This is a genomic window from Fusibacter fontis, assembly GCF_055378735.1.
The window spans coordinates 512,768-535,578 of the sequence record NZ_AP042445.1; the positions used below are offsets into that span (position 1 = coordinate 512,768).

At 36.2% G+C, this 22,811-nt stretch carries 25 protein-coding genes; all 25 read left to right on the forward strand.

Translation table 11 applies throughout. From position 1 onward, the window contains the following. Nucleotides 1-18 precede the first annotated feature (18 nt). Nucleotides 19-798: a prolipoprotein diacylglyceryl transferase gene (gene lgt, locus ACZ41W_RS02200; RefSeq protein WP_464313246.1), complete on the forward strand. Its 780-nt coding sequence runs from the start codon at nt 19-21 to the stop codon at nt 796-798. Between the two features lie 190 nt (nt 799-988). Next, nucleotides 989-1,426 carry a division/cell wall cluster transcriptional repressor MraZ gene (gene mraZ, locus ACZ41W_RS02205; RefSeq protein ID WP_464313247.1) on the forward strand — a complete coding sequence of 146 codons (438 nt, stop codon included), beginning with the start codon at nt 989-991 and terminating at the stop codon, nt 1,424-1,426. 11 nt (nt 1,427-1,437) lie between these two features. After that, on the forward strand, nt 1,438-2,370 hold the full coding sequence (gene rsmH / locus ACZ41W_RS02210; RefSeq protein WP_464313248.1) for a 16S rRNA (cytosine(1402)-N(4))-methyltransferase RsmH: 933 nt from the start codon (nt 1,438-1,440) through the stop codon (nt 2,368-2,370). 13 nt (nt 2,371-2,383) lie between these two features. Then, nucleotides 2,384-2,890 (forward strand): hypothetical protein, encoded by a 507-nt coding sequence (locus ACZ41W_RS02215; protein ID WP_464313249.1) that lies wholly within the window; start codon nt 2,384-2,386, stop codon nt 2,888-2,890. 148 nt (nt 2,891-3,038) lie between these two features. Beyond that, nucleotides 3,039-4,979 carry a peptidoglycan D,D-transpeptidase FtsI family protein gene (locus tag ACZ41W_RS02220; RefSeq protein WP_464313250.1) on the forward strand — a complete coding sequence of 647 codons (1,941 nt, stop codon included), beginning with the start codon at nt 3,039-3,041 and terminating at the stop codon, nt 4,977-4,979. 100 nt (nt 4,980-5,079) lie between these two features. Beyond that, nucleotides 5,080-6,051 (forward strand): phospho-N-acetylmuramoyl-pentapeptide-transferase, encoded by a 972-nt coding sequence (gene mraY, locus ACZ41W_RS02225; protein WP_464313251.1) that lies wholly within the window; start codon nt 5,080-5,082, stop codon nt 6,049-6,051. Between the two features lie 31 nt (nt 6,052-6,082). After that, on the forward strand, nt 6,083-7,453 hold the full coding sequence (murD, locus tag ACZ41W_RS02230; RefSeq protein ID WP_464313252.1) for a UDP-N-acetylmuramoyl-L-alanine--D-glutamate ligase: 1,371 nt from the start codon (nt 6,083-6,085) through the stop codon (nt 7,451-7,453). Nucleotides 7,454-7,478: 25 nt separating this feature from the next. Next, nucleotides 7,479-8,597 carry a putative lipid II flippase FtsW gene (gene ftsW / locus ACZ41W_RS02235; RefSeq protein WP_464313253.1) on the forward strand — a complete coding sequence of 373 codons (1,119 nt, stop codon included), beginning with the start codon at nt 7,479-7,481 and terminating at the stop codon, nt 8,595-8,597. Next, the gene (murG, locus tag ACZ41W_RS02240) at nt 8,594-9,697 is read left to right on the forward strand and encodes an undecaprenyldiphospho-muramoylpentapeptide beta-N-acetylglucosaminyltransferase (protein WP_464313254.1); all 1,104 of its coding nucleotides are present in this window, start codon (nt 8,594-8,596) and stop codon (nt 9,695-9,697) included. The genes ftsW and murG overlap by 4 nt, the downstream gene beginning before the upstream one ends. Before the next feature lie 13 nt (nt 9,698-9,710). Then, nucleotides 9,711-10,430 (forward strand): cell division protein FtsQ/DivIB, encoded by a 720-nt coding sequence (locus ACZ41W_RS02245; RefSeq protein WP_464313255.1) that lies wholly within the window; start codon nt 9,711-9,713, stop codon nt 10,428-10,430. A 7-nt stretch (nt 10,431-10,437) separates the two neighbouring features. Beyond that, nucleotides 10,438-11,148 (forward strand): DUF881 domain-containing protein, encoded by a 711-nt coding sequence (locus tag ACZ41W_RS02250; protein WP_464313256.1) that lies wholly within the window; start codon nt 10,438-10,440, stop codon nt 11,146-11,148. Then, nucleotides 11,149-11,859 (forward strand): DUF881 domain-containing protein, encoded by a 711-nt coding sequence (locus ACZ41W_RS02255; RefSeq protein ID WP_464313257.1) that lies wholly within the window; start codon nt 11,149-11,151, stop codon nt 11,857-11,859. A 59-nt stretch (nt 11,860-11,918) separates the two neighbouring features. Further along, nucleotides 11,919-12,257 (forward strand): small basic family protein, encoded by a 339-nt coding sequence (locus tag ACZ41W_RS02260; protein ID WP_464314260.1) that lies wholly within the window; start codon nt 11,919-11,921, stop codon nt 12,255-12,257. A 272-nt stretch (nt 12,258-12,529) separates the two neighbouring features. Continuing rightward, complete coding sequence (gene ftsZ / locus ACZ41W_RS02265; RefSeq protein ID WP_464313258.1) at nt 12,530-13,618, forward strand: cell division protein FtsZ; 1,089 nt, start codon at nt 12,530-12,532, stop codon at nt 13,616-13,618. 68 nt (nt 13,619-13,686) lie between these two features. Then, nucleotides 13,687-14,151, forward strand: a complete 465-nt coding sequence (gene nrdR / locus ACZ41W_RS02270) for a transcriptional regulator NrdR (RefSeq protein ID WP_464313259.1) — start codon at nt 13,687-13,689, stop codon at nt 14,149-14,151. A gap of 46 nt (nt 14,152-14,197) precedes the next feature. Next, the gene (gene pgeF, locus ACZ41W_RS02275; protein WP_464313260.1) at nt 14,198-15,004 is read left to right on the forward strand and encodes a peptidoglycan editing factor PgeF; all 807 of its coding nucleotides are present in this window, start codon (nt 14,198-14,200) and stop codon (nt 15,002-15,004) included. Between the two features lie 115 nt (nt 15,005-15,119). Continuing rightward, on the forward strand, nt 15,120-16,445 hold the full coding sequence (locus tag ACZ41W_RS02280; protein ID WP_464314261.1) for a DUF512 domain-containing protein: 1,326 nt from the start codon (nt 15,120-15,122) through the stop codon (nt 16,443-16,445). After that, nucleotides 16,445-17,764 (forward strand): ribosome biogenesis GTPase Der, encoded by a 1,320-nt coding sequence (gene der / locus ACZ41W_RS02285; RefSeq protein ID WP_464313261.1) that lies wholly within the window; start codon nt 16,445-16,447, stop codon nt 17,762-17,764. Before ACZ41W_RS02280 ends, der begins: the two co-directional genes overlap by 1 nt. Nucleotides 17,765-17,782: 18 nt before the next feature. Continuing rightward, nucleotides 17,783-18,037, forward strand: a complete 255-nt coding sequence (locus ACZ41W_RS02290; protein ID WP_464313262.1) for a hypothetical protein — start codon at nt 17,783-17,785, stop codon at nt 18,035-18,037. A gap of 77 nt (nt 18,038-18,114) precedes the next feature. Then, nucleotides 18,115-19,143: an NAD(P)H-dependent glycerol-3-phosphate dehydrogenase gene (locus tag ACZ41W_RS02295; RefSeq protein WP_464313263.1), complete on the forward strand. Its 1,029-nt coding sequence runs from the start codon at nt 18,115-18,117 to the stop codon at nt 19,141-19,143. Nucleotides 19,144-19,214: 71 nt separating this feature from the next. After that, on the forward strand, nt 19,215-20,447 hold the full coding sequence (locus ACZ41W_RS02300) for a biotin/lipoyl attachment domain-containing protein (protein ID WP_464313264.1): 1,233 nt from the start codon (nt 19,215-19,217) through the stop codon (nt 20,445-20,447). A gap of 14 nt (nt 20,448-20,461) precedes the next feature. Further along, nucleotides 20,462-21,157 carry a YggS family pyridoxal phosphate-dependent enzyme gene (locus ACZ41W_RS02305; protein WP_464313265.1) on the forward strand — a complete coding sequence of 232 codons (696 nt, stop codon included), beginning with the start codon at nt 20,462-20,464 and terminating at the stop codon, nt 21,155-21,157. A 23-nt stretch (nt 21,158-21,180) separates the two neighbouring features. Continuing rightward, nucleotides 21,181-21,687 (forward strand): cell division protein SepF, encoded by a 507-nt coding sequence (locus ACZ41W_RS02310; protein WP_464313266.1) that lies wholly within the window; start codon nt 21,181-21,183, stop codon nt 21,685-21,687. 63 nt (nt 21,688-21,750) lie between these two features. Beyond that, complete coding sequence (locus ACZ41W_RS02315; RefSeq protein WP_464313267.1) at nt 21,751-22,017, forward strand: YggT family protein; 267 nt, start codon at nt 21,751-21,753, stop codon at nt 22,015-22,017. Next, on the forward strand, nt 22,018-22,809 hold the full coding sequence (locus ACZ41W_RS02320; protein ID WP_464313268.1) for a YlmH family RNA-binding protein: 792 nt from the start codon (nt 22,018-22,020) through the stop codon (nt 22,807-22,809). It abuts the gene before it with no gap. The last annotated feature ends 2 nt before the right edge of the window (nt 22,810-22,811 follow it).

The following is a 22,811-nucleotide window of genomic DNA, read 5'->3' on the forward strand; positions in this document are numbered from 1 at the left end:
AGGAATATGGGAGATTATATGGACAAGGTAGCTTTTGAGATTTTTGGTATATCAGTAGCTTGGTACGGCATTATCATTGCCAGTGCAATGCTTATTGGCGTGATGCTTCTATTGAAAGTGGGAAAAAAATACGGTTACAAAGAGGATGATCTAATCGATTTGGCAATTGTTGTCTTGCCAATGGCGATTATTTTTGCTCGAATTTATTATGTCGCTTTTGAATGGGATTATTATCGCGCCAACCCCGATATGATTCTTGCTTTTAGAAATGGAGGTTTAGCGATCCATGGTGGAATTATCGGAGGGCTTTTGGGTGGCTTTATCGTATGTAAAGTTAAGAAATTAAATTTTGGAGACTTAGCGGATTTAGTGTCCCTTCCATTGATTTTAGGACAAGCCATTGGACGTTGGGGGAATTATATCAATCAAGAAGCGCATGGCGGGCCAACAGACTTGCCATGGGGCATTATGATTGATGGCGTAAAATATCATCCAACATTTTTATATGAGTCTATCTGGAATTTAGGCGTTTTCGCTGTTTTAATTTGGACATTTAAAAAGAGAAAGTTTTACGGAGAGAATTTTATCAAGTATTTAGTGCTTTATTCGATAGGCAGATTTTTTATTGAAGGGCTTAGAACGGATAGTTTGATGTTAGGACCTTTACGAATCGCTCAAGTCTTTAGTTTAGTAGCGATTATCCTTGGAACTGCCTTTATTGTAATTGCGCGTAAAAAAGGTTGGTGGAGCATAAATAAAATGAGTCATGATGAAGAAGTCAATCATGACGAAAACTAGAAAAATCAAAATCTATAAGATTCTAAACAATTAAAAAATAAAAGGAAAAAACTTTTGAAAAAAGAAAGTTTTTTCCTTTTTTTTATTGCAATTTCTTAGAAAAAATATTAAAATTAAGTTAATCAGTGGTATAAAGTGTTAAAAAGTGGGTAGAAAGACCATAATTATTTCGAAAATGAGTGTGAGGGATATGTTTACTGGTGAATACAAGCATGTAGTTGATGCCAAAAATAGGTTGAGTATTCCCTCAAAATTTAGGGATAAACTTGGTGAAACCTTTTATATTACCAAAGGATTAGATCATTGTCTTTTCATTTTTTCTTTAGAAGAATGGGCTGATTTTGAATCGAAACTCAAAGCACTCCCGCTTTCTAATAAAAATGCTAGAGCATTTGCTCGATCGTTTTTTGCAGGTGCAAGCGAATGTGAAGTTGATAAACAGGGAAGAATTCTGATACCACAAACACTGAAACAACACGCGAATATCGAAAAAGAGGTTTATGTCAATGGCGCAGGTTCCAGAATAGAAGTTTGGGATGCTGCTACTTGGGAATCATACAACGACTTTATGACATCGAATATGGATGATCTTGCAGAAGATATGGAAGCGTTAGGTATTCGATTCTAAAAGGAGAAATTATGAGTTTTAATCATGTGAGTGTATTGTTAAATGAGTGTATTGAAGGACTTAACATCAAATCAAATGGCATCTATGTAGATGGAACTTTGGGTGGTGGTGGTCATTCTTTCAAAATTTTGCAGCTGTTAGATAAAGGCAGATTGATCGGTGTTGATCAAGATACAGACGCTTTAAACGCTGCAACGGCACGCTTAAAGATTTTCGAAAATAAATTCACTCCATTTCATAGTAATTTTTCGAATATAAAGGATGTATTGGATCAACTTGAAATAGAAAAAATTGACGGTTTGCTATTAGATTTGGGTGTTTCATCATTTCAACTTGATGAAGCTGAACGTGGTTTTTCATATATGAATGATGGAAAGCTCGATATGAGAATGAATCAAAGTGATACATTCACAGCCTATGACGTAGTAAACACCTATGACGAAAGAAAACTGACGGAGATGATTTCCGAGTATGGTGAAGAAAACTGGGCGAATCGCATTGCTAAATTTATTGTAGAGGAACGAAAGACGAAACCAATTGAAACGACGTTTGAACTGGTGGATGTGATAAAAAAAGCTATTCCTGCAAGTGCGAGAAAAGACGGACCACATCCAGCGAAGCGCACATTTCAAGCGATACGAATAGAAGTGAATAACGAACTCCATATTATTGAAAAAACAATAAACGATGCGGTTGAACGAATGAACAAAGGTGGCAGGATCGCCATTATAGCCTTTCATTCGTTGGAAGATCGAATCGTCAAGAATGCATATAAAAAGTTGGCGCAAGGATGCACATGTCCACCTGAATTTCCAGTCTGCGTATGCGGTGGAAAAGCAAAAGTGAAGATTATTACCAAAAAACCTGTGTTGCCATCTGATGAAGAAATCGAAAACAATCCTAGAGCGCGAAGTGCAAAATTAAGAGTCGCAGAAAAGAAGTAAGTGAGGGGTAACGATGACAGCTCAGTATTTAATGGAAGAAGAGGAAATAAAAGCATTTAATCATTCGCAAAGTGCAAAAATTATCAATATTCGACAAAAAAGACTCGAAAAAGAAAAGGCAAAAAAATTAGCGTTTGAAAGTTTTAAAAACGCATTGTTTTCAATTGCCTTAGTTTTATTCGTTGCTGGTCTATTTAGTCTCTATATTTATAAAAATTCTCTTGTGAATGAAGCTAAATATGAAATTTATAACCTTAAGGAAACCATTAAGTCTGCAAATGCTGAGAGAGAAGAATTAACTGCTAAAATTGAGAGTCAAACAGAACTGAAGAATATTGAAAAGCTCGCTGTTGAAACGCTTGGGATGCAATATCCAGTTTCGGGACAAATTGTATATGTAACGCCTAAGTATGAATTTGCATTGTCAGGAGATTCGGGTAAAACTGCGATTTCAGTACAAGCAGTCAACACGGTCGTAAGTGCAAACGGCGAGTCGGAATCAGAAAACGGAAATGATTAACAATTTACAATTATCTAAATAAATAGAATGAACCCTAGTTGAAGTGAATCTAACAGAACTAGGGTTTTCTTTTTTAATTGATTTGTATTTTAATTGAATAATTTCATGCTTGGGTTATAATAGAAATAGCGACTTATTGGAGGCGTTAATGACTTTATTTAGAAGAAGAATTTTATATGTCTATATCATTCTGAGTATTTTGGCAGGTGCTTTGATTGGTCGATTAATTTATATTCATACCATTTGGAATGACGAACTAACAATTGAAGCAAAAAAAGTGCAAGATAAAAGCATTGTCATACCTGCAAAGCGTGGCATCATTATGGATCGAAATGGCGAAAAATTAGCCTTCAGCATTAAGACGTATTCTGTTTGGGCTGAAGCTAAAACGATTAAAAAGCCCAATGAGACAGCTGATTTGATTGCAACTGCTCTGGATATTGATTCAAAACCAATTGTGGATAAACTTTTATCGGCGAAGTCCACATTTGTCAAAGTAGTCAGCAACATATCAAAAAGTGAATCTGATCTCATTCGTGGGATGGGGATATCGGGAATTTCTATAACGGAAGATACAGAACGTATGTATCCATATAACAATCTGGCTTCTCATCTAATTGGAAATGTGAATATGGATGGAGATGGTTTTTTAGGTGTTGAGCTCTATTTTAATGATTTGTTAAAGGGGCAATCGGGGTTATATGATGTAACAACCGATGTTTATGGCAGACAACTTGCGTATGGCGAGAGCAATTTACAAGCGCCAATTGACGGTCAAAATATCATGTTAACCATCGACAATAGCATTCAATATTTTGTTGAAGATCGACTTGAAGAAGCGATGATTAAACATCAACCCAAATCAATATCTGCTATTGTCATGAATCCCAAAAATGGGGAAATAATTGCTATGGCATCAAAACCCGATTTTGACCTCAATAATCCAAGAACCCATGTTGGAGTTGAAGACGCCGTTTGGGATAAAATGACAGATGAAGAAAAAATGAATTACTGGAGTGAAATGTGGAAAAATAGGGTGATTACAAACACGTATGAACCTGGTTCTACTTTTAAATCGGTGGTAGCTGCTGCCGCTCTTGAAGAGAAAATAATCAGCTTGGATAGCACGTTTAAATGCGTTGGATTTAAAGAAGTCAGCGGTGTTATTTTACATTGCGTCAGCTTTCCAGTAGGACATGGAGTTGAAACCTTTGTACAAGCCTTTGTCAATTCCTGTAATCCGACGTTTATAGAAGTTGGACAAAAACTTGGTGTAAATCGATTATATGATTACATGGAAAAGTTTGGTTTGTTTCAAAAGACTGGAATTCAATTGCCTGCGGAAGCTAGCTCGATTTCTCTGCCAGAAGAAAAAATTGGGCCTGTGGAACTTGCAACGTTGTCTTATGGTCATAGTGTGAATTTAACGATGATGCAGATGGCAAGAGCTGTATCTGCGCTCGTAAATGGAGGCTACTTAATAACACCTCAAATCGTAAAAGCTTCTACTGATGAATTTGGAAATGTCCTTGAAAACTTTCAAACACCTGTTGCAGAACAAATCATTTCAAAAGCGACATCGGATCAATTGCGATTTTTATTTCAATCAGCAGTAGAACATGGCGGTGGTAAAATTGCCTACATTGAAGGGATCAAGGTAGGGGGTAAATCTGGAACCAGTCAAAAAATGACTGAAAACGGATACGATAGTAGTGTTGTTGCCGTTTCGTTTGTTGGGATTGCACCGATGGATGATCCAGAGTATCTGGTTTTTGTCATGGTTGATGAACCCAAAGATGAGTTCCTAGGAAGTCTTGTAGCAGCGCCAATTGTTAAAGATATTATGTTAGATATCTTTAGATATAAAAATATTGTGCCAGACGTAAAAGCAAGCAAAACCATAACGATCCCAGAATTAAAAGGTAAAACTTTAAAAGAAGCACAAGATATCTTAATCGGTTTAGGCATTGAATCGACAACGACACCTTTAGAAGTAGAAGATACGACTTTGATCGTAAACAATCAATATCCAGCAGCAGGAACTCAAGTGGATAGCAATGCAATTGTTATTTTGTCTGTTGAAGATTAATAAAATGCATAATGAACAGAATGCGTTATGAATAAAAATGCGAATTGAACTAAATGCGTAAGATGAAGCAGAATGAAAACTTTACACAAGGAGAATAATCATGTACGAGAGTTTAATGAATGAAACGCACCTAAATGGAATTGTATTTTTTGCCATTGCACTTATATCGGGGCTTGCGCTAGGTCCTATTGTGATTCCGCGCCTTAAAAAACTTAAATTTGGTCAGGCGATTAGAGAAGAAGGCCCACAGTCGCATTTGCAAAAAACGGGAACACCGACCATGGGGGGATTTATTTTTCTCATTGCATTTATGATTCCAATCGCTTTGACTTTGATATTTGAACAGTTAGAAGTTGCTTTTGTGATTTTAGCAACTTTTGGTTTTGGAGCAATAGGCTTTATTGATGATTATTTGAAAGTGGTTAAAAAACATAATGAAGGCCTTAAATCGAAGCAGAAATTTGTTTTACAACTCTCTTTAAGTATTTGTTTTGCGTTCTTTGCTATGAAATTTGGAACAGATACACATGTTCCGTTTTTAAGTCAAACAGTTGAATTAGGATGGTTCTTCTTCCCGTTGATGTTGATTATGTTTGTCGCAGTGGACAATGCCGTTAATTTAACCGATGGTTTAGATGGATTGTCAGGGTCCGTTACTTTGGTAGTATCGTTATTCTTTCTAATGATGGGATTTAAGCAACAAAATCCAATTGTCATTAGTCTTTCAGCAGCAATGAGTGGTGGGTTGTTGGCATATTTAAAATACAATTGGTATCCAGCAAAAGTATTTATGGGGGATACGGGGTCGTTGGCACTCGGTGGATATGTAGGTGCAATGGCTATTTTGTTAAAAATGCCTTTATTTATCCCGATTTTTGGACTTATCTATTTTATTGAGACACTTTCTGTTATGATTCAAGTCGGCGTGTATAAAAAAACAAAAAAACGTGTTTTTAAAATGGCGCCAATCCATCATCATTTTGAAGCGCTTGGGTGGAAAGAAGTAAAAATTGTTGCAGTTTTCTCTACTATTACTTTAATCACGTGCATCGTGAGCTATTTCATCGTTTAAAAAAAGTAAGTATTTATACCTGGAGGTTTCAATGAATTTTAATAATCAAAAAATAATCGTTGTTGGATTAGCAAAATCCGGTGTTTCAGTGATTAAAGTATTAAACTCGTTAGGTGCTCGTGTAACTGTAACTGACATGAAAACCGAACAACAGTTAGAAGATATTTTATGTGAAATTAAGCCCTATATTGATTTGCATTATCTTGGAAATCATCCTGTGAATTTATCTGAGTACGAACTGGCAGTTATTAGCCCAGGAGTCCCTTTGTACGCGCCTTTTGTGAAACAAATCGTTAGTGCTGGAATTCCATTAATTGGTGAAATCGAGTTGGCTTACTTACTATGCAAAGGAAACTTTTTAGGTATTACTGGCACAAATGGTAAAACAACAACGACTGCTCTAATTGGCGCTATTTTTGAAATGGCACAACGACCAAACTTTGTAGTTGGAAATATTGGTGTCCCTGCTGTATCCAAGGCATTAGAAGCGACTGAAGATACAACGATGATTACTGAGTTAAGTAGCTTTCAACTTGAAACGATTCGTACATTTAGAGCCAAAATTGCCATTATTATGAATTTAACCCCTGATCATCTTGATCGACACGGAGATATGGAGGGGTATAAAGCTGCAAAGGCAAGAATTTTTGAAAATCAGTTAGAAAATGATGATTTAATCTTAAATTATGACGATATATTGGTGAGAGATCTCGCTCAATCAGCCAAGGGAAATGTCCATTATTTTAGTCAAAAAGAAGTAAATAAGCAGAGTGCTTACTTAAAAGACGGCGCGATTTGGACGCGAGTAGGTGGCCTAGAATCTATGGTTTGCATGGTTGATGAAATGAAGATTTTTGGAAGACACAATGTTGAAAACGCACTTGCTGCCACTTTGGCGTGTCAATTAGCTGGAATCTCACCAGAGGTAATTGGTAAAGCATTAGTGGCGTTTAAAGGCGTTGAACACCGAATTGAGTTTGTCGATGAGATTCATGGACGAAAATTTTACAATGATTCAAAGGGGACGAATCCCGATTCGACAGTTTGCGCGATTCAATCTATGGTACAACCAACTCATTTAATTGCAGGAGGATATGATAAAAAAATCGATTTATCTCCTATTTTTGATGTGTTTGAAAATAAGATCAAGCAGCTGTATCTCATGGGGGCAACCGCTCCTCAGCTTGTGGATATTGCAAATTCAAGACAGTTTAATCACTATGAATTGGTCGAAGATATGGAAACGGCTGTTAATCAAGCTTATGCAAATTCTGAACCAGGTGATGTTATATTGCTTTCTCCAGCTTGCGCAAGTTGGGGGATGTACGATAATTTTGAACAAAGAGGACATCATTTCAAATCGTGTGTAGCTCAATTAAAATCGAAGATGACTGAAAGGTGATCAGTGATAAAATCATGGGGGAACGATGAATCAAAAAAAAATTGATTATCCTTTGCTTATTACGACTCTTATACTCATTTGTTTTGGACTCTTGATGGTATTTAGTTCGAGTTATTACTATGCGATGGATAAGATGCAAGATAAAACGCTATTTTTTATCAAAGATTTAAAATGGAATGTGCTCGGCGTATTCGTCATGTTGTTTGCATCCATGGTAAATTATAAGGTTTATAAAAAAATTGCCATTCCGCTTGCAATTGCTGGCGTTATATTATTGGTCTACGTTTTGTTTGCAGGAAAGGTCGTAAACAATGCGAGACGCTGGATCTATTTTGGCAGCTTTGGTTTTCAACCAGCAGAAGTAGCGAAGATTGGATTAATCATGTTCTTTGCTCTTAGCATAGAGAGAAATCATCAACATTTAAATCGAATAAAAGTATTAAGTGTTTATCTTGTTATCATGATTGTGACAGTTTTTCTCATCATGAAACAGCCCAATATGAGTACTGCTGTTATCATTGCAGGCGTTCTTTCGATTATGCTCTTCTCAGCGGGATTGTACTGGCGTTATGTTCTTTTAGGAGGAGCAGGTGCAGTCGCTGTCGGAATTGCCCTCATATTAAAAGCCTCTTATCGATTGGATCGATTGCTTGCATTTTTAGATCCAATCAAATATAAAAATGATGAATCATGGCAAGTTGTCAATGCACTCTATGCACTTGGCACAGGCGGCATCTCTGGTGTTGGGTTAGGAATGAGTACTCAAAATAAATTATATATCCCAGAACCTCAAAATGACTTTATTCTTGCGACTATTGGCGAAGAATTAGGTTTATTAGGTACTGCAGGACTTCTAATATTATTTTTGATATTACTATACCGATGTGTTAAAATTGCTATGAATGCACCCGATATCTTTTCGACGATGCTCGCAACAGGAATATCGGCGATGCTAGGACTTCAATTTTTAATGAACTATGCAGTTGCTACATCGTCCATGCCGGCGACAGGGGTGACATTGCCATTTATTAGTTACGGTGGAACAAGTACTTTAATTATGCTAGGGTGTATTGGCATTATGCTCAATATTTCAAGACATACGATGAAACGTGCCAATGATACAGAATCCGGAGATGACTTATGAAAATATTAGTAACAGGCGGTGGCACTGGTGGACACATTTATCCAGCGCTTGCAATTGCAGAACGATTAAAACGGGAATTTAGACCAATTGAGATTATCTATGTTGGTTCAAAAGATGGTATGGAAAACGACATTGTTCCAAAGCGTGGTTTTCAATTCATCGGAATAGATGCAGCACCTCTTAACAAAAAGTTTTCTTGGAAAACGATTAAAGCAGTTGGGACACTGTTTAAAAGCCTTTGGCAATCCAATCGACTGATTAAGCGATTCAAGCCGGACATTATTATTGGTACTGGTGGTTATGTTGCTGGATCGCTTGTTTTCATGGGAGCACTACGTGGAGTTCCAACCGCGATACACGAACAAAATGCTTATCCTGGGATGACCAATCGATGGTTAAGTCGATTCGTCGATGCCATTATGGTGTCTTTTGAAGATTCAAAAATACATTTTAAGCATAAAGAACGCATTATATATACTGGGATGCCAATTCTTGAATCGTACTTTCAGACAACGCGAGAAGCCGCTCGCCAAAAACTAGGATTATCACCGGATGAAATGATGGTATTAACAGTAGGTGGCAGTAATGGTGCGATGAAACTCAATCATATGATGTTGTCGTGTTATCATCAATTTGCGGATGTCCCTAATATTCGTTTTATCCATCAATCGGGCAATCGCTATTATCCATACGTCATGGAAGATATCGAAAAAGGTATTTACGAAGTTGGTGAAAATGTAACGATATTAGGTTATTTAAAAGATATGCCAAATTATTTAGCAGCGGCTGATTTAGTCGTCTCTCGTGCTGGGGCATCTACGATCAACGAAATAATTGCATCAAAGGCACCATCTGTTATTATTCCATCTCCAAATGTTGCCAATGACCATCAGCTCTTAAATGCGCAGTTAATGGATAAGTATGGCATGGGTGTCGTGATGAAAGAAATAGATCTCAATGAAGAACTAATAACGCACACGATAATGGATTTTTACAAAGACAGAACAAAACTGGATATTATGAGAAGCAACTGTGAAAAAATGGATTTGAGTAAAACGATGGAATCTATTGTTGCGGTAGTTAGAAAACTAACGAGTTAACGGAGAGTTGATCTTGAGAAAATTCTTTAAGCGATTGTTTATTTTTTTGTTTATAATAGGTTTAATCGGCGGAGGGGTGTATCTCTATTTTTATACAGATCTCGTCCATATCACGCATTTTGAATTTAATAAAAATGAACATGTGGATTTATATGATATTCAAAGGTATTCAGGTGTTAAAATTGGAACGCCTTATTTTGAAGTAAACTTAGATAAAGTAGAAGAGAGTCTCATGGCGCATCCGTATATTAAAAGCGTGAATGCTTCTAAAAAATTCCCTAATACCCTTCAGTTGAAGATTGAGTATCGAGAACATTGTTTCAACATAAAATATTCGGATATGGTACTGTCGTTAGATGACCAACTACATGTTTTGGAAGTGTTGGCAGTTGAAAATGACGGATTTACTGTTGAAGGCTTTGCGTTTGATAGCTTTTCCACTGGAAGTATCATCGATGTTCATCAGCTCTATGTTCTTGAAAACATTGTGGATTTAATTGATTTGATTCAGCAAAGTCAGTTTAATATCTCAACACTCATACGATTTGAATCTCGACATATTGTGATGACAATTGATGAAATCCAAGTCAAATTTGGTGTTGGCGAACGTATTGTTGATAAGTTTAATGCATTTGCAAATATTTATGAAACGCTAAAATCTCAAGGGATTACAACAGGTGTTATCGATGTGAGTTCAGATGGATTGCCTGTTTATAGACCATTTGGAGAGTAGGAGACCTATGAAAAAAGATAGTATTTGGATTGGGATGGCATGTATCATTTTAGGTGTATTTATTGCCTTTCAGATGAAATTCATACAAGGAACTTATCTAAATGGATCAAGTCCAACTCAAAAGACGACTGAAATTTTGAATGAGTTAAATGCTGTGAAATCTGAAAAGGAATCACTTGTTGAAGAAATTGAACGATTAGAAAAGCAACTGGATGAAATTCAAGATTCTGCTTCCAATGAGAGCGCCATTGTAAAGAACTTGACAGATGAACTTAATCGATATAAGGCGTTTGCAGGTATGACTAAGGTCGATGGAACTGGGATTATCATTACCATTGACAATCCGCCGAGCGATATCAATAATAGTACTGAAAAAAATATTGCCTATGACTATAAGTTGATTCTTGAATTGATTAACGAACTCAATTCAGCGGGTGCAGAAGCAATTTCCATTAATGAGCAACGTATGGTCAACAATACCGAAGTTCGATTGGCGGGAAATCAGGTGAATGTAAACACGATTCCAATTAGTCCGCCATATGTTATTAAGGCAATTGGAAATTCAAGTACATTAGACAGCGCGCTTAATCAACGATTTGGAATTGTGCAAAATATTCAAGAAACCGGTTATTATGTAGAAGTTAGAAAAGTCGATACCATTGAAATTGGTGCATATAATGGTAGTATCAAGTTTAGATATGCAAATACGGTGAAGTAGATGAAATGGCAAACGAAGAAAAAGGAAATCTTTTTTCTCATGCTATTATTGGGGACATTTGTAGCTTTACAATTCAGAACGTTAGAATCTGGAGTGAAATACTTGTCAATTAAAGAAATGTACACACAAAGTATTGAGCTTGAAAGTCAAAAGTCAGAAATTGTGATTCTAAATGACAAAGTTGAAGAATTGAAAGCAGAAATATCAGCTTATAAGTCCGCTAAAGAGGATGAAGAAATTGATTATGAGCAATTTTTGAAAAACGAAATTCTCAATATTAAGATGATTTCAGGTCTGACAAAAGTTGAAGGTCCCGGAGTTGTCATTCTGGTATCTGATGCAACAAGAGAGTTGATTGAGGATGAAAATCCAAATAATTTGCTTGTTCACGATTTGGATATACGTGCAATGGTGGATGATTTAAGAAACGCTGGTGCAGAGGCAATCGCTATAAACGGACAGCGCGTTGTATTTAATAAATCCAACATTCAATGTACTGGGCCAACAATTAAGATCAATGATCAAGTATTTGCACCACCTTATGTAATTGAAGCTATAGGTGATCGTAAATTTCTTGAATCTGCCATAAACGCGCCTGGAAGTTTTAGTGAAGATTTAAGAAGTTTTGGTGTTTTTGTGGAAGTTAATACTTCTATCAGTGTCACCATTCCAGCGTATGAAGGATTTGTCGATTATGAGTATGTCAATTAGGGGCCGTTCGTCGGATTACCTTGAGCACAATAGATCCATGAGAAAGGTGTAGAGTTATGATTATAGCGATTTTTGGTATTTTAATAGGTGTTCTTGTGGGGTTGTATATCCCGTTTGAGTTTTCGACAATCTCTTCATTGTACATCTCTGTTGGCATTTTGGCGGCAATTGACTCAATCGTTGGTGCGCTTCGTGCCAGCATTGAAGGGAAATTTGATGGAGTCATTTTTATAAGTGGTTTTTTTGTAAACGCAATCTTAGCTGTCGCACTGTCCTTTTTAGGAGATAAATTAGGTGTTCCAATCTATTATGCGGCAATTTTTGTATTTGGAACGAGACTTTTTAACAATATTGGTATTATTCGAAGACATACCATTGACCGATATAGAGGAAAATAGGCATAAAGCACTAATCTCGTTGAAATTAGTGTCATTTTAACAAATTTTGAAAAAAAAATATTCCAAAAAATTTAAAAACAGTATATACTATATGTAGTGGAAAACTAGGTTGTTTTGGCAATATATGTTGCGAATGAAAACCTGTTTTTATAGAGTTTCAGGGGAGAGTTATAATAAACAATAATTTCGTAAAAGTTATAGTATTTTGTTTAAATAGACTAGAGTTTATAAACACCTGAGAATTATTACTTTGCGGGATAAGGAGGATTTTCATGTTAGAATTTGATGTTGCTGTTGAAGAATTTGCCCAGCTTAAAGTAATTGGTGTTGGTGGCGGGGGAAATAACGCTGTTAACAGAATGATTAAGTCAAACTTGAAAGGCGTACAATTTATAGCGATTAATACAGACAAACAAGCGCTTTATAGTTCGGCGGCTGAATATAAGTTGCAAATTGGGGAAAAATTAACACGTGGACTAGGTGCCGGTGCAAATCCTGAAGTTGGTAAGAAAGCGGCTGAAGAAAGCCGTGATGATATTTTCCAAGCTCTTCAAGGTGCGGATATGGTATTTATCACTGCTGGTATGGGCGGTGGAACAGGAACAGGTGCTGCGCCAATTGTTGCTGAAATCGCGAAAGAAATGGGAATTTTAACTGTAGGCGTTGTAACAAAGCCATTTTCTTTTGAAGGCAAAAGAAGAATGAAACACGCTGAAGAAGGAATTGAAGAACTCAAGAAAAGAGTCGATACTTTGATTACGATTCCAAATGATCGCTTACTAGAAATCGTTGAAAAAAGAACGTCTATTTTAGATGCATTTACTATTGCCGATGACGTGTTACGTCAAGGGGTACAAGGTATTTCAAATACAATTACAGAAACGGGTCTTATCAATGTTGACTTCGCTGACGTTAAAACAATTATGTACGAGCAAGGTTTAGCACATATGGGAATCGGTTCTTCAAGTGGTGACGATCGTGCGATAGATGCGACAAATCAGGCGATTCATAGTCCACTTTTGGAAACTTCTATTAAAGGCTCAAAAGGAATTCTATTAAACATTCGTGGTGGCAAGTCATTGGGGATGATGGAGATTCAACAAGCTGCAGATTTAGTCTATAAAGAAGCGGATCCTGAAGCAAACATCATCATGGGTGCTGTGATTGATGAATCGTTAAAAGATGAGATTACTGTTACTGTGATTGCAACTGGTTTTGAAACTTATAAACCAGAGGTAAAACCAGAACCTAAGGTAACGATACCAACTAAAAATGAAACTGTTCGAGTTCAACCTACAGAAGCGGATTCGGCAGATGAAGATACTTTTGACATCCCGACGTTTTTAAGAAAGAAAAGATAACCTTGCTTCTAGCAAGGTTTTTTTTACAAAGTGTTCGAATATCAAATGACTTGGGTTGAGGTGAATTTATGAAGTGTCCTTTTTGTAGTAGTTTAGAATCTAAAGTAATTGATTCACGTCCAACAGACGATGGACATGTGATTCGTAGAAGACGAGAATGTATCAATTGCACGCAAAGATTTACAACATATGAAAAAATTGAAGAAATTCCAATTATAATTGTCAAAAAAGACGGCACTAGAGAATCCTATAACAGAATGAAAGTCCTTAATGGCATTATTCGAGCTTGTGAAAAACGTCCGGTTTCTATGGAACAGATGGAACATTTAATTGATGCAATTGAGACGAGAATGCATAGTTCAATGGAGAAGGAAATTCCTTCTGAACTCATAGGTGAACTTGTAATGTCTGGACTCAAAGATTTAGATGAGGTTGCTTACGTTAGATTTGCTTCTGTTTATAGACAGTTTAAAGATATTAACACGTTCATAAATGAATTAACTAAATTACTACGTGAAAAATCTAATTCATAAAGCAGTGTAAACTGCTTTTTTGCATATTACGAAGGAGTCGTCAGCTATGATAGAGAGATTTTCTAATATTTCTGCGCATCATGGATTTACTACTCGGCATGGCGGAGTGAGTTTAGGTGTATACAGCACCATGAATACGAGTTTTTTTGGTGACGATGAACGTCATGCTGTTTTTAAAAATATTAAGAGGGTGTTAGATGCCATAAAATGTGATGCAAAGATTATTATTGCTACACAACAGGTACATTCAAACACCATTTGTATCATTGATGAAATGACACGATTTGACCCATTTATTTCCGTTGACTTGAGCGGAACAGCTCTTGAAGACTATCAGCTTTATATTGTTAAAGAAACGGATGGACTCATCACGAAACGATCAGACGTTGTCTTAATGACCTTCTACGCTGATTGTGTACCGCTTTTATTTCACGATCCTCTTAACGGGTGGGTAGGAACTGTTCACAGCGGGTGGAAGGGAACTGCCAATTTCATGGCAACAGAAGCGATTCGAACATTCGCTGAAGTAGGTGCTGAAATCAATCATTTAAAAATTGCCATTGGTCCTTGTGCCAGTGTATGTTGTTATGAAGTGGATCAAAAAGTGTATGATGCATTCGATGAACAATACACCCAAGCAGAAATGGAACAGATATTTAACCGAAAGGATAAAAATCACTATTGGTTAGATTTGAAACTAGCGAATAAAATCCAGTTGATAAATCTCAATATACGTGAAGATTCAATTGAGATTCACAAAGATTGTACGATCTGTCAACCGGATAAGTATCATTCACATAGACGAACGGGGTATCCTCGAGGTTCGTTAAGTGCTTTTATTCAAACACCTTAAAACGTTCATGACAAAATTGTAGGTTGAATTTGTGTGCATGGTATATTAAAATTATATGTCGAGTTATTTTAATAATGGGACAAATGCGCCATTTTTGTCGAGTTAGAAAGGGTTTATAATGAATAATATAAAAGCTATAGAACCGGGTTCTATTGCAGAAGAATTGGAAATTGAAGTTGGAGACCAGTTGATTAACATTAATGGGCAACCTGTAGTGGATATCATTGATTATATGTTTCTGACGAATGACGAAGAAATTGAAGTTGAAATTGAAAAAGCAGATGGTGAACGTTGGGTTTTAGAAATTGAAAAAGACTATGACGAACCACTTGGGATAGAATTTGAGAATCCAATTATTGACGATGCAAAACGTTGCTCAAATAAGTGTTTGTTTTGTTTTATCGATCAATTGCCAAAAAACATGAGATCTTCTTTGTATTTTAAAGACGATGACTCTAGATTGTCTTTTTTACAAGGAAATTTTGTGACACTTACCAATTTAAAGGATACAGATATTGATCGAATTATTCGCTATCGAATTAGTCCGATTAATGTTTCTGTGCACACAACAAATCCAGAACTCCGCGTAAAAATGCTCGGTAATCGATTCGCTGGACACATAATGGAACGATTAAAAAGGCTGACAGAAGGTGGCATTACTGTCAATGCTCAAATTGTTCTATGTCCTGGTTATAATGATGGAGAAGAACTTAAAAGAACATTGATGGATTTAATGAGTTTGTCTCCACAGCTTAATAGCGTGGCGATTGTACCGATTGGTTTAACGAAACATAGAGAACACCTTATTGAGATGAAAGGGTTTGATGCCCAATCGGCAAAATCGACGATTGATCTTGTACATGAATTTCAACGCCAAGCTTTAAAAAAACTCAAAACTCGATTTGCGTTTTTAGCAGATGAATTTTATATTTTGGCACAAGAGGAGTTTCCCACTGATGCGGAATATGAAAATTACATTCAACATGAAGATGGTGTTGGCATGATTCGTAAATTGATGACAGAAGTGAATAAAGCGCTTCTTCAAGATAACTATCAGTCGGAGGTTCCAAGAAAAGTTGTGCTTGTAACAGGTGTCGCTGCTGCTCCATATTTAGAGCAAATTGCACAGATGATTCAGTCACATGATCCGAAGATTCAAATAGGAGTTCTTAAGATTGACAATAGATTCTTTGGAGAAAAGATAACGGTAGCAGGTCTTGTGACGGGAAAAGACATTATGGAACAATCTGTTGAACAAGCACATATTTTAGATGCTTCCGATGTAATTTTGATGCCTGAAGCCATGTTTAGAGCCCAAGATGATGTGTTACTTGATGATGTAAGCATTGAAAATTTAAGACAATTTTTTAGTAGACCGGTACTGCGTGTAAACAATACGGGAGAAGCGTTATTGTGGCACATATTTTATGGAGGTAAGTAATGTTTAGAAAACCGATTGTTGCTGTAGTTGGAAGGCCTAATGTAGGTAAATCAACGTTTTTTAATAGAATAGCGGGTTCGAGAATCTCGATTGTGGAAGATACTCCGGGCGTAACGCGTGATCGAGTATATGCAGATTGCGAATGGCTCACGCATAAATTCGTAATGATTGATACTGGGGGAATTGAACCCTCATCAAACGATGTTATTTTATCACAAATGAGAGATCAAGCTCAAATTGCCATTGATACAGCGGATGTCATTGTCTTTGTATGTGATGGAAAACACACGTATACCACAGCAGATGAAGAAATTGCTCAAATGCTCAGAAAATCAAAAAAACCTGTCGTGCTGGTTTTAAATAAGATAGATCAATATAAAAAACCGGATCACTTTTATGATTATTATACATTGGGACTTGGCGAACCAGTTATGATATCTTCTGTAAATGCAATGGGATTGGGCGATCTTTTAGATGAAATCGTCGCATTATTTCCACCAAGTGAAGCACTTGAAGAAGAAGATGCCATCAAAATTTGCTTTATTGGAAAACCAAATGTAGGGAAATCCTCTATGATTAATAAAATCATTGGTGAGAAACGTGTTATTGTATCTGATATTGCGGGAACGACTCGTGATGCAATTGATACGCCGTTTACTTATAATGAACAGAAATTTGTTCTGATTGATACAGCTGGAATTAGACGTAAGTCCAAAATAAATGAATCCATTGAAAAGTACAGTGTCATTCGGACATTGACAGCCATTGAGCGTTCAGATGTTTGCTTTATTATGATCGATGCAGCAGAAGGTATTACGGATCAGGATAAAAAAGTAGCTGGATATGCGCATGAAGCAGGAAAAGCATCTATTTTTGTCGTGAACAAGTGGGACCTAATTCAAAAGGACAACGATACCTTTAATGAGTTTAAAAAACGCATCCGCGAAGAGTTTCCATTTATGTCATACGCTCCAGTGATGTTTGTTTCAGCTGTCACAGGTCAAAGAGTGATGCAATTAATTGATCAAGCCGTTTATGTGTCAAACAATCACGCGCTTAGAATTTCAACAGGTGTTCTAAATGATATCATCAATGAAGCGATTGCATTAAATCAAGTACCTTCTGATAAGGGGAAACGTTTAAAAATTTATTATGCGACACAAATTTCGGTTAAACCTCCGACGTTTGTATTGTTCGTCAATGTGACTGAACTTGCGCATTTTTCGTATGTAAGATATTTAGAAAACCAAATCCGTAAGAATTTTAATTATGAGGGTACGCCAATCGTCTTTAAAGTAAAAGCTAGAGGCGATGAATAATTTTGTGACGGAGGCCATATGAAAATTGAAATTGGAAGAGATCCAGGGGAAGATGATCCATTTGATGACAACATCGACAAAGAAATTGAAGATGACTATGACGACGATGACGATGATGATTTCTATGATGATGACGATTTTTTAGATGATGATGACGATGATTTTAATGACGACAGCGAAGAAAATGATGAAGAAGATGACGACGATGACGATGATGAGGGTGACTTCAAAAGCGAGTTAGACGAGTTGTTGAATCCGTTGTTGCTTTTTTAAGCAAGAGTGAAGACATCCAATTATCTTTGACATAACCCATTAAATCGATATAAGTATATGGTAGGAGGCGTTTGAACTTGAAAGTTACTGTAATAGCAGCTGGAAGCTGGGGAACTGCATTAGCAATGGTTTTAAATGAAAATGGACATACTGTAAAAGTATGGGCGCGCGGTCAAGAACAAATTGATGAGATTAATCGCACGAGAAAAAATGCGAAGTATCTTCCAGAAGTTACAATTCCCGATGGAATTGAATTTACTTCTGATAAAAAATATGCCATTGAAAACGCTGAGATTTTATTATTTTCTGCTCCTTCACAGCAATACCGTCATGTATTAACAGATTTTGCTGCTTGTGATTATTTTCCTAAAGAGGCAATTTTGGTGAATGTTTCTAAGGGAATTGATATGGATACACTCGAGACCATTTCACAAATCACAACTCGAATTGTGCCAAATTCAACATTTGTCGTATTGTCTGGACCCTCTCATGCAGAAGAGGTTGCTCTTAAACTCCCTACTGCACTTGTGTCTGCATCTAAATCACGAAAAGCTGCAGAATTGATACAAGAAATGTTTTCAAATGACTACATGAGAGTTTATACAAATCCAGATGTCGTTGGAGTAGAGATTAGCGGCGCATTAAAGAATATTATTGCGTTAGGCGCAGGTGTTAGTGATGGACTCGGTTATGGTGACAATGCAAAAGCTGCATTGATTACGCGAGGTATTAAAGAAATTGCATCGTTGGGATTGGCAATGGGCTGTAATCCTGAAACTTTTAAAGGGTTAGCAGGTGTTGGTGATTTGATCGTTACTTGTACGAGTATGCATAGCCGAAATAGACGCTGTGGTATTTTGTTAGGTCAGGGTCATACACTTGAAGATGCAATTCGAGAAATTGGAATGGTAGTAGAAGGTGCTTATACCATTAAATCTGCTTATGAGCTAAAGAAAAAGTATGATATGGATATGCCAATCACAACAGAATTATACAGAGTACTATATGAAAATAAAAATGCTAAAGAAGCAGTGGGTCATTTAATGACTAGACAGAAAAAGAATGAATTAGATGATTACGCGACTAATCTTGAGAATTGGCAGTAAAACAGTTATAGTCGAAGACTTGCTTACATTCATTGTATTCGACAAGCGATCACTCTTAGAAAGGGATTCCTATGGCGAAGACTAGTCGAAAAAAGAAAAGACCAAAGTATGGACGCATCATCATGAGCTTCGCTTTTTTAGGATTGATCATCTATATGATTGTCAACCTGGGCATTGAGCTCTTTTATAAAGAACAACTCACGTATCTCGTTTCAGTTGGTAATCTCAATATTGAGAATCAGTATGAAGCGCTTGTTCTGAGAAACGAATTGATCGTTGACACAAACCTCAATGGTAAAATCACGTATTTTGCAAGCGAAGGAGAAGTTGTCGAAAAGAACAGTCAAATTGCTGAAATATTCAATGATGGCACCCAGACAGCACAAGAAACGGAAGATGAGAAAGAACTCAATCGTAAAAAGATCGAGTACGATTATAATTTACTTGAGTATGATATCACCACGATTAAAAATGAAATTTTGTTTAATATGTCCAATGGCAATTACGAGTTGATTCCTGCGTTAAAGGAGCAACTTGACAATAACTTGGAAAGATTAAGTAAGCTACAAGGCGATAATAAGTTTTTGTCCAATCGAACGGCTTCGTACAGTGAAAAGACCATTGGGGAAGGCAATTTGATGGAAGGACAAAAACAAGCGATATACGCACCTGTTTCAGGGGTTATTACGTATAAAAGCGATGGTTATGAAGAGTTTTTAACCATTGATAATGTCTACAACATCAATTTTGATGAAATCAAAACACAAGTTTTTCAAGAGACATCGTTTATTAAAGATGTCGTATCACCCAAAGATAAGTTGTTTAAAATAGTAGATCATGCGAATTACTATATTGCTGCGATTGTGACGAATGATGAAATTCAAACTTATAAAAATGTCAAACAATTGTCAGTTAACATCGATGGGAAGAAATATGTTGGAGAAGTCTTTGACGTATTTACAAATAAACAAAATGCTGTGGCAATTATACAGCTAAGAGAAGGATTTGACAGCTTTTTTAATAGGCGTCTCATTCAATGTAGCATTACTTGCGAAAATTATCGCGGTCTAAAAGTATATATGGACTCTATTACAAATGTCGATGATAAAATTGGCGTTTATGTCGTGGATAAAGAAAGAAAATTACGATTTGTTCCAGTGAAAACCATTGCTTATGACGATGAATTTGCAATCGTCTACAATGAACAGTTTTACGACGGTGAAAATCTTGTGAGAAGCATTAAACTCAATCAAGAAATTGTAAGGAATGCAAGCCGTTATAAAGAGGGCGACAGGATCGATTAATTTTAGGAGGATTTATGTCCTATTTGTATTTAAAAACGCAAATTGATGAAGTGAAATCGGATATCAAACAGTTAACGGATCAAATGGGTCTTTCGGATGATGCAGTGACACTTTTAGGTGTAACAAAGACTTATGAAGCAGATATAATCAATGCATCTATTGATTATGGAATCACAGATATTGCTGAAAATCGCGTTCAAGAAATTATTCGAAAGTACGATGATGTCAAAAAAGATGTACGTTGGCACTTGATTGGTCATTTACAAACGAATAAGGTTAAATATATAATTGATAAAGTAGAATTGATACATTCTGTAGATAGTTTAAAATTAGCTGAGGAAATTTCATTACGAGCTTCTAAAATAAACAAAGTGCAGAATATTTTAATTCAAGTGAATGTCGCTGATGAAAGTCAAAAGTATGGAGTTTCTGTTGACGAAGCGCCGAAACTCATTGCTGACATATCAAAATTATCCAATATCAAGATTTGTGGACTAATGAATATTGCACCTTTAGTGGATAATGTTGAGTGTTTGAGAGAGGATTTTAAAACGATGAAACGGTTGTTTGACTCAGTACAAAGTCAACAGCTTGATAACGTGGAAATGATTTATCTTTCAATGGGCATGTCAAATGATTACAAAGTTGCTATCGAAGAAGGTTCTAACATGATTAGGATCGGAACGAAAATATATGGCAAGAGAAATTAAATCCTTAAAGGAGGTCACATATCATGGGTGATAGATTTATTGACAGAATTAAGTTTTTTTGGGGAGTAGATTCTCAAGAAGAAGAAACAGATCGTACAGAAGACTTTTATGAAGATATGAAGCGTACAGATTTGGAAACTGAGGATAATTATATGATGCCTTCTAGTAACAATGGTGCTGATTTAAATCAGAAACCGTCAAGTACCATCAAAACGTCGAATAAAATACTCAATATTCATTCAAATGCTAATATGAACGTGGTTTTATTCAGTCCGAAAAACTTCGATGAAACAACTCACATTGTAGATACTTTAAAAAATAGAAAACCTGTTGTTATGAACATCTCGGAACTTGATAAAGATTTGGGTAGAAAGATTTTTGATTTTTGCTCAGGTGCTTTATATGCGCTTGATGGACACATCCAACAAGTTTCAAAAGGCATTTTCATTTTAGCGCCACAAAATGTGGATATCACTGGTGATGTTATGGCTAAAAGTGAATCGACATTGAATACATGGCTTCGCGAGTAGTTAAAATATAGAGAGATTAGAGCCAGAATTTAGACGTGCTCTTCATGAGATTGTGAGGCAAGTATGATATTTTTAAGACAAGTAATGATTTTATTTTTCGATGTATTATCCTGGTTAATTATTGTGCGTGCATTGTTGACTTGGTTTATTAGGGATGAGCGCAATCCGATTATGCATATTATGCTCATGTTGACAGAACCTATTTTATCGCCAATTCGAAAACTTCTTTACAGATTTAATATCGGTGGAAATATGGTCGATTTCAGTCCGTTGGTGGCGATATTGCTGATACAAATGTTGATGCAATTGGTAGTAGTAGGCTTGTTATAAATGATTGATAAACCGTATCTGTTAAAACGATATGAACAGTTTATTGATGAAGAAGGCTTGTTGATTAAGTCACTAGATCAGTTAATACACGCAGAAAAACACTTTGATATTCAAGTGACCGAATTCTTAACACCGGATCTAATCTTTGTACTTTGCGAAATTGTCAATCTGTATACAGATTTGAAATGGATGACGATTGGTGTTTTTAAAGACGCTGAGCGGCAAAAATGCCTATTTTATCAAGGCTATGAGACAGTGATTCCAGAGGATTATGTGTCTTTGATCGAAGTCAAATACAATCAAAAATTTGTGGAGCTCTCCCATCGTGATGCTTTAGGAGCACTTATGTCACTTGGGATTAAGAGAAGCAAATTAGGAGATATATGCGTATTTGATGGTGGTTTTCAAATAGCCGTTGATAAAAGTTTATTAGAGTATTTCTTGTTTCAAATTGAAAAAATTGGTCGATCAGGGGTTGTTTTAAGTGAAATTCCACTTGATCATGCAAGAAATCATGATATTCTTAAAAAAACTGTTTCTGGTACAGTAAAATCCATTCGGTTAGATAGTATTCTTGCATTGGCTTTTTCAATATCAAGAGCAACTGCTCAAGATTTAATACGCGCAGAACGCGTTAAATTGAATTACAGTGTCAAGGATCAAGTTGACATTGAACCAAAAGAAAATGATTTAATTTCTGTAAGAGGATATGGTCGATTTACACTTGATGAAGTTATAGGTCTGACAAAAAAAGATCGGTTGAGAGTAAAACTCTCTATAATCGGTGGCTAAGG

Bases quoted from the DNA above. Each gene is read 5' to 3' on its own strand.
- murG (WP_464313254.1), top strand. From the start codon at position 8,594: ATGAAAATATTAGTAACAGGCGGTGGCACTGGTGGACACATTTATCCA.
- ftsZ (WP_464313258.1), top strand. From the start codon at position 12,530: ATGTTAGAATTTGATGTTGCTGTTGAAGAATTTGCCCAGCTTAAAGTA.
- ACZ41W_RS02255 (WP_464313257.1), top strand. From the start codon at position 11,149: ATGAAATGGCAAACGAAGAAAAAGGAAATCTTTTTTCTCATGCTATTA.
- der (WP_464313261.1), top strand. From the start codon at position 16,445: ATGTTTAGAAAACCGATTGTTGCTGTAGTTGGAAGGCCTAATGTAGGT.
- ACZ41W_RS02290 (WP_464313262.1), top strand. From the start codon at position 17,783: ATGAAAATTGAAATTGGAAGAGATCCAGGGGAAGATGATCCATTTGAT.
- mraZ (WP_464313247.1), top strand. From the start codon at position 989: ATGTTTACTGGTGAATACAAGCATGTAGTTGATGCCAAAAATAGGTTG.
- ACZ41W_RS02220 (WP_464313250.1), top strand. From the start codon at position 3,039: ATGACTTTATTTAGAAGAAGAATTTTATATGTCTATATCATTCTGAGT.
- ACZ41W_RS02310 (WP_464313266.1), top strand. From the start codon at position 21,181: ATGGGTGATAGATTTATTGACAGAATTAAGTTTTTTTGGGGAGTAGAT.
- ACZ41W_RS02315 (WP_464313267.1), top strand. From the start codon at position 21,751: ATGATATTTTTAAGACAAGTAATGATTTTATTTTTCGATGTATTATCC.
- mraY (WP_464313251.1), top strand. From the start codon at position 5,080: ATGTACGAGAGTTTAATGAATGAAACGCACCTAAATGGAATTGTATTT.
- ACZ41W_RS02250 (WP_464313256.1), top strand. From the start codon at position 10,438: ATGAAAAAAGATAGTATTTGGATTGGGATGGCATGTATCATTTTAGGT.
- ACZ41W_RS02215 (WP_464313249.1), top strand. From the start codon at position 2,384: ATGACAGCTCAGTATTTAATGGAAGAAGAGGAAATAAAAGCATTTAAT.
- ACZ41W_RS02320 (WP_464313268.1), top strand. From the start codon at position 22,018: ATGATTGATAAACCGTATCTGTTAAAACGATATGAACAGTTTATTGAT.
- lgt (WP_464313246.1), top strand. From the start codon at position 19: ATGGACAAGGTAGCTTTTGAGATTTTTGGTATATCAGTAGCTTGGTAC.
- ftsW (WP_464313253.1), top strand. From the start codon at position 7,479: ATGAATCAAAAAAAAATTGATTATCCTTTGCTTATTACGACTCTTATA.
- rsmH (WP_464313248.1), top strand. From the start codon at position 1,438: ATGAGTTTTAATCATGTGAGTGTATTGTTAAATGAGTGTATTGAAGGA.
- nrdR (WP_464313259.1), top strand. From the start codon at position 13,687: ATGAAGTGTCCTTTTTGTAGTAGTTTAGAATCTAAAGTAATTGATTCA.
- ACZ41W_RS02300 (WP_464313264.1), top strand. From the start codon at position 19,215: ATGGCGAAGACTAGTCGAAAAAAGAAAAGACCAAAGTATGGACGCATC.
- pgeF (WP_464313260.1), top strand. From the start codon at position 14,198: ATGATAGAGAGATTTTCTAATATTTCTGCGCATCATGGATTTACTACT.
- ACZ41W_RS02305 (WP_464313265.1), top strand. From the start codon at position 20,462: ATGTCCTATTTGTATTTAAAAACGCAAATTGATGAAGTGAAATCGGAT.
- murD (WP_464313252.1), top strand. From the start codon at position 6,083: ATGAATTTTAATAATCAAAAAATAATCGTTGTTGGATTAGCAAAATCC.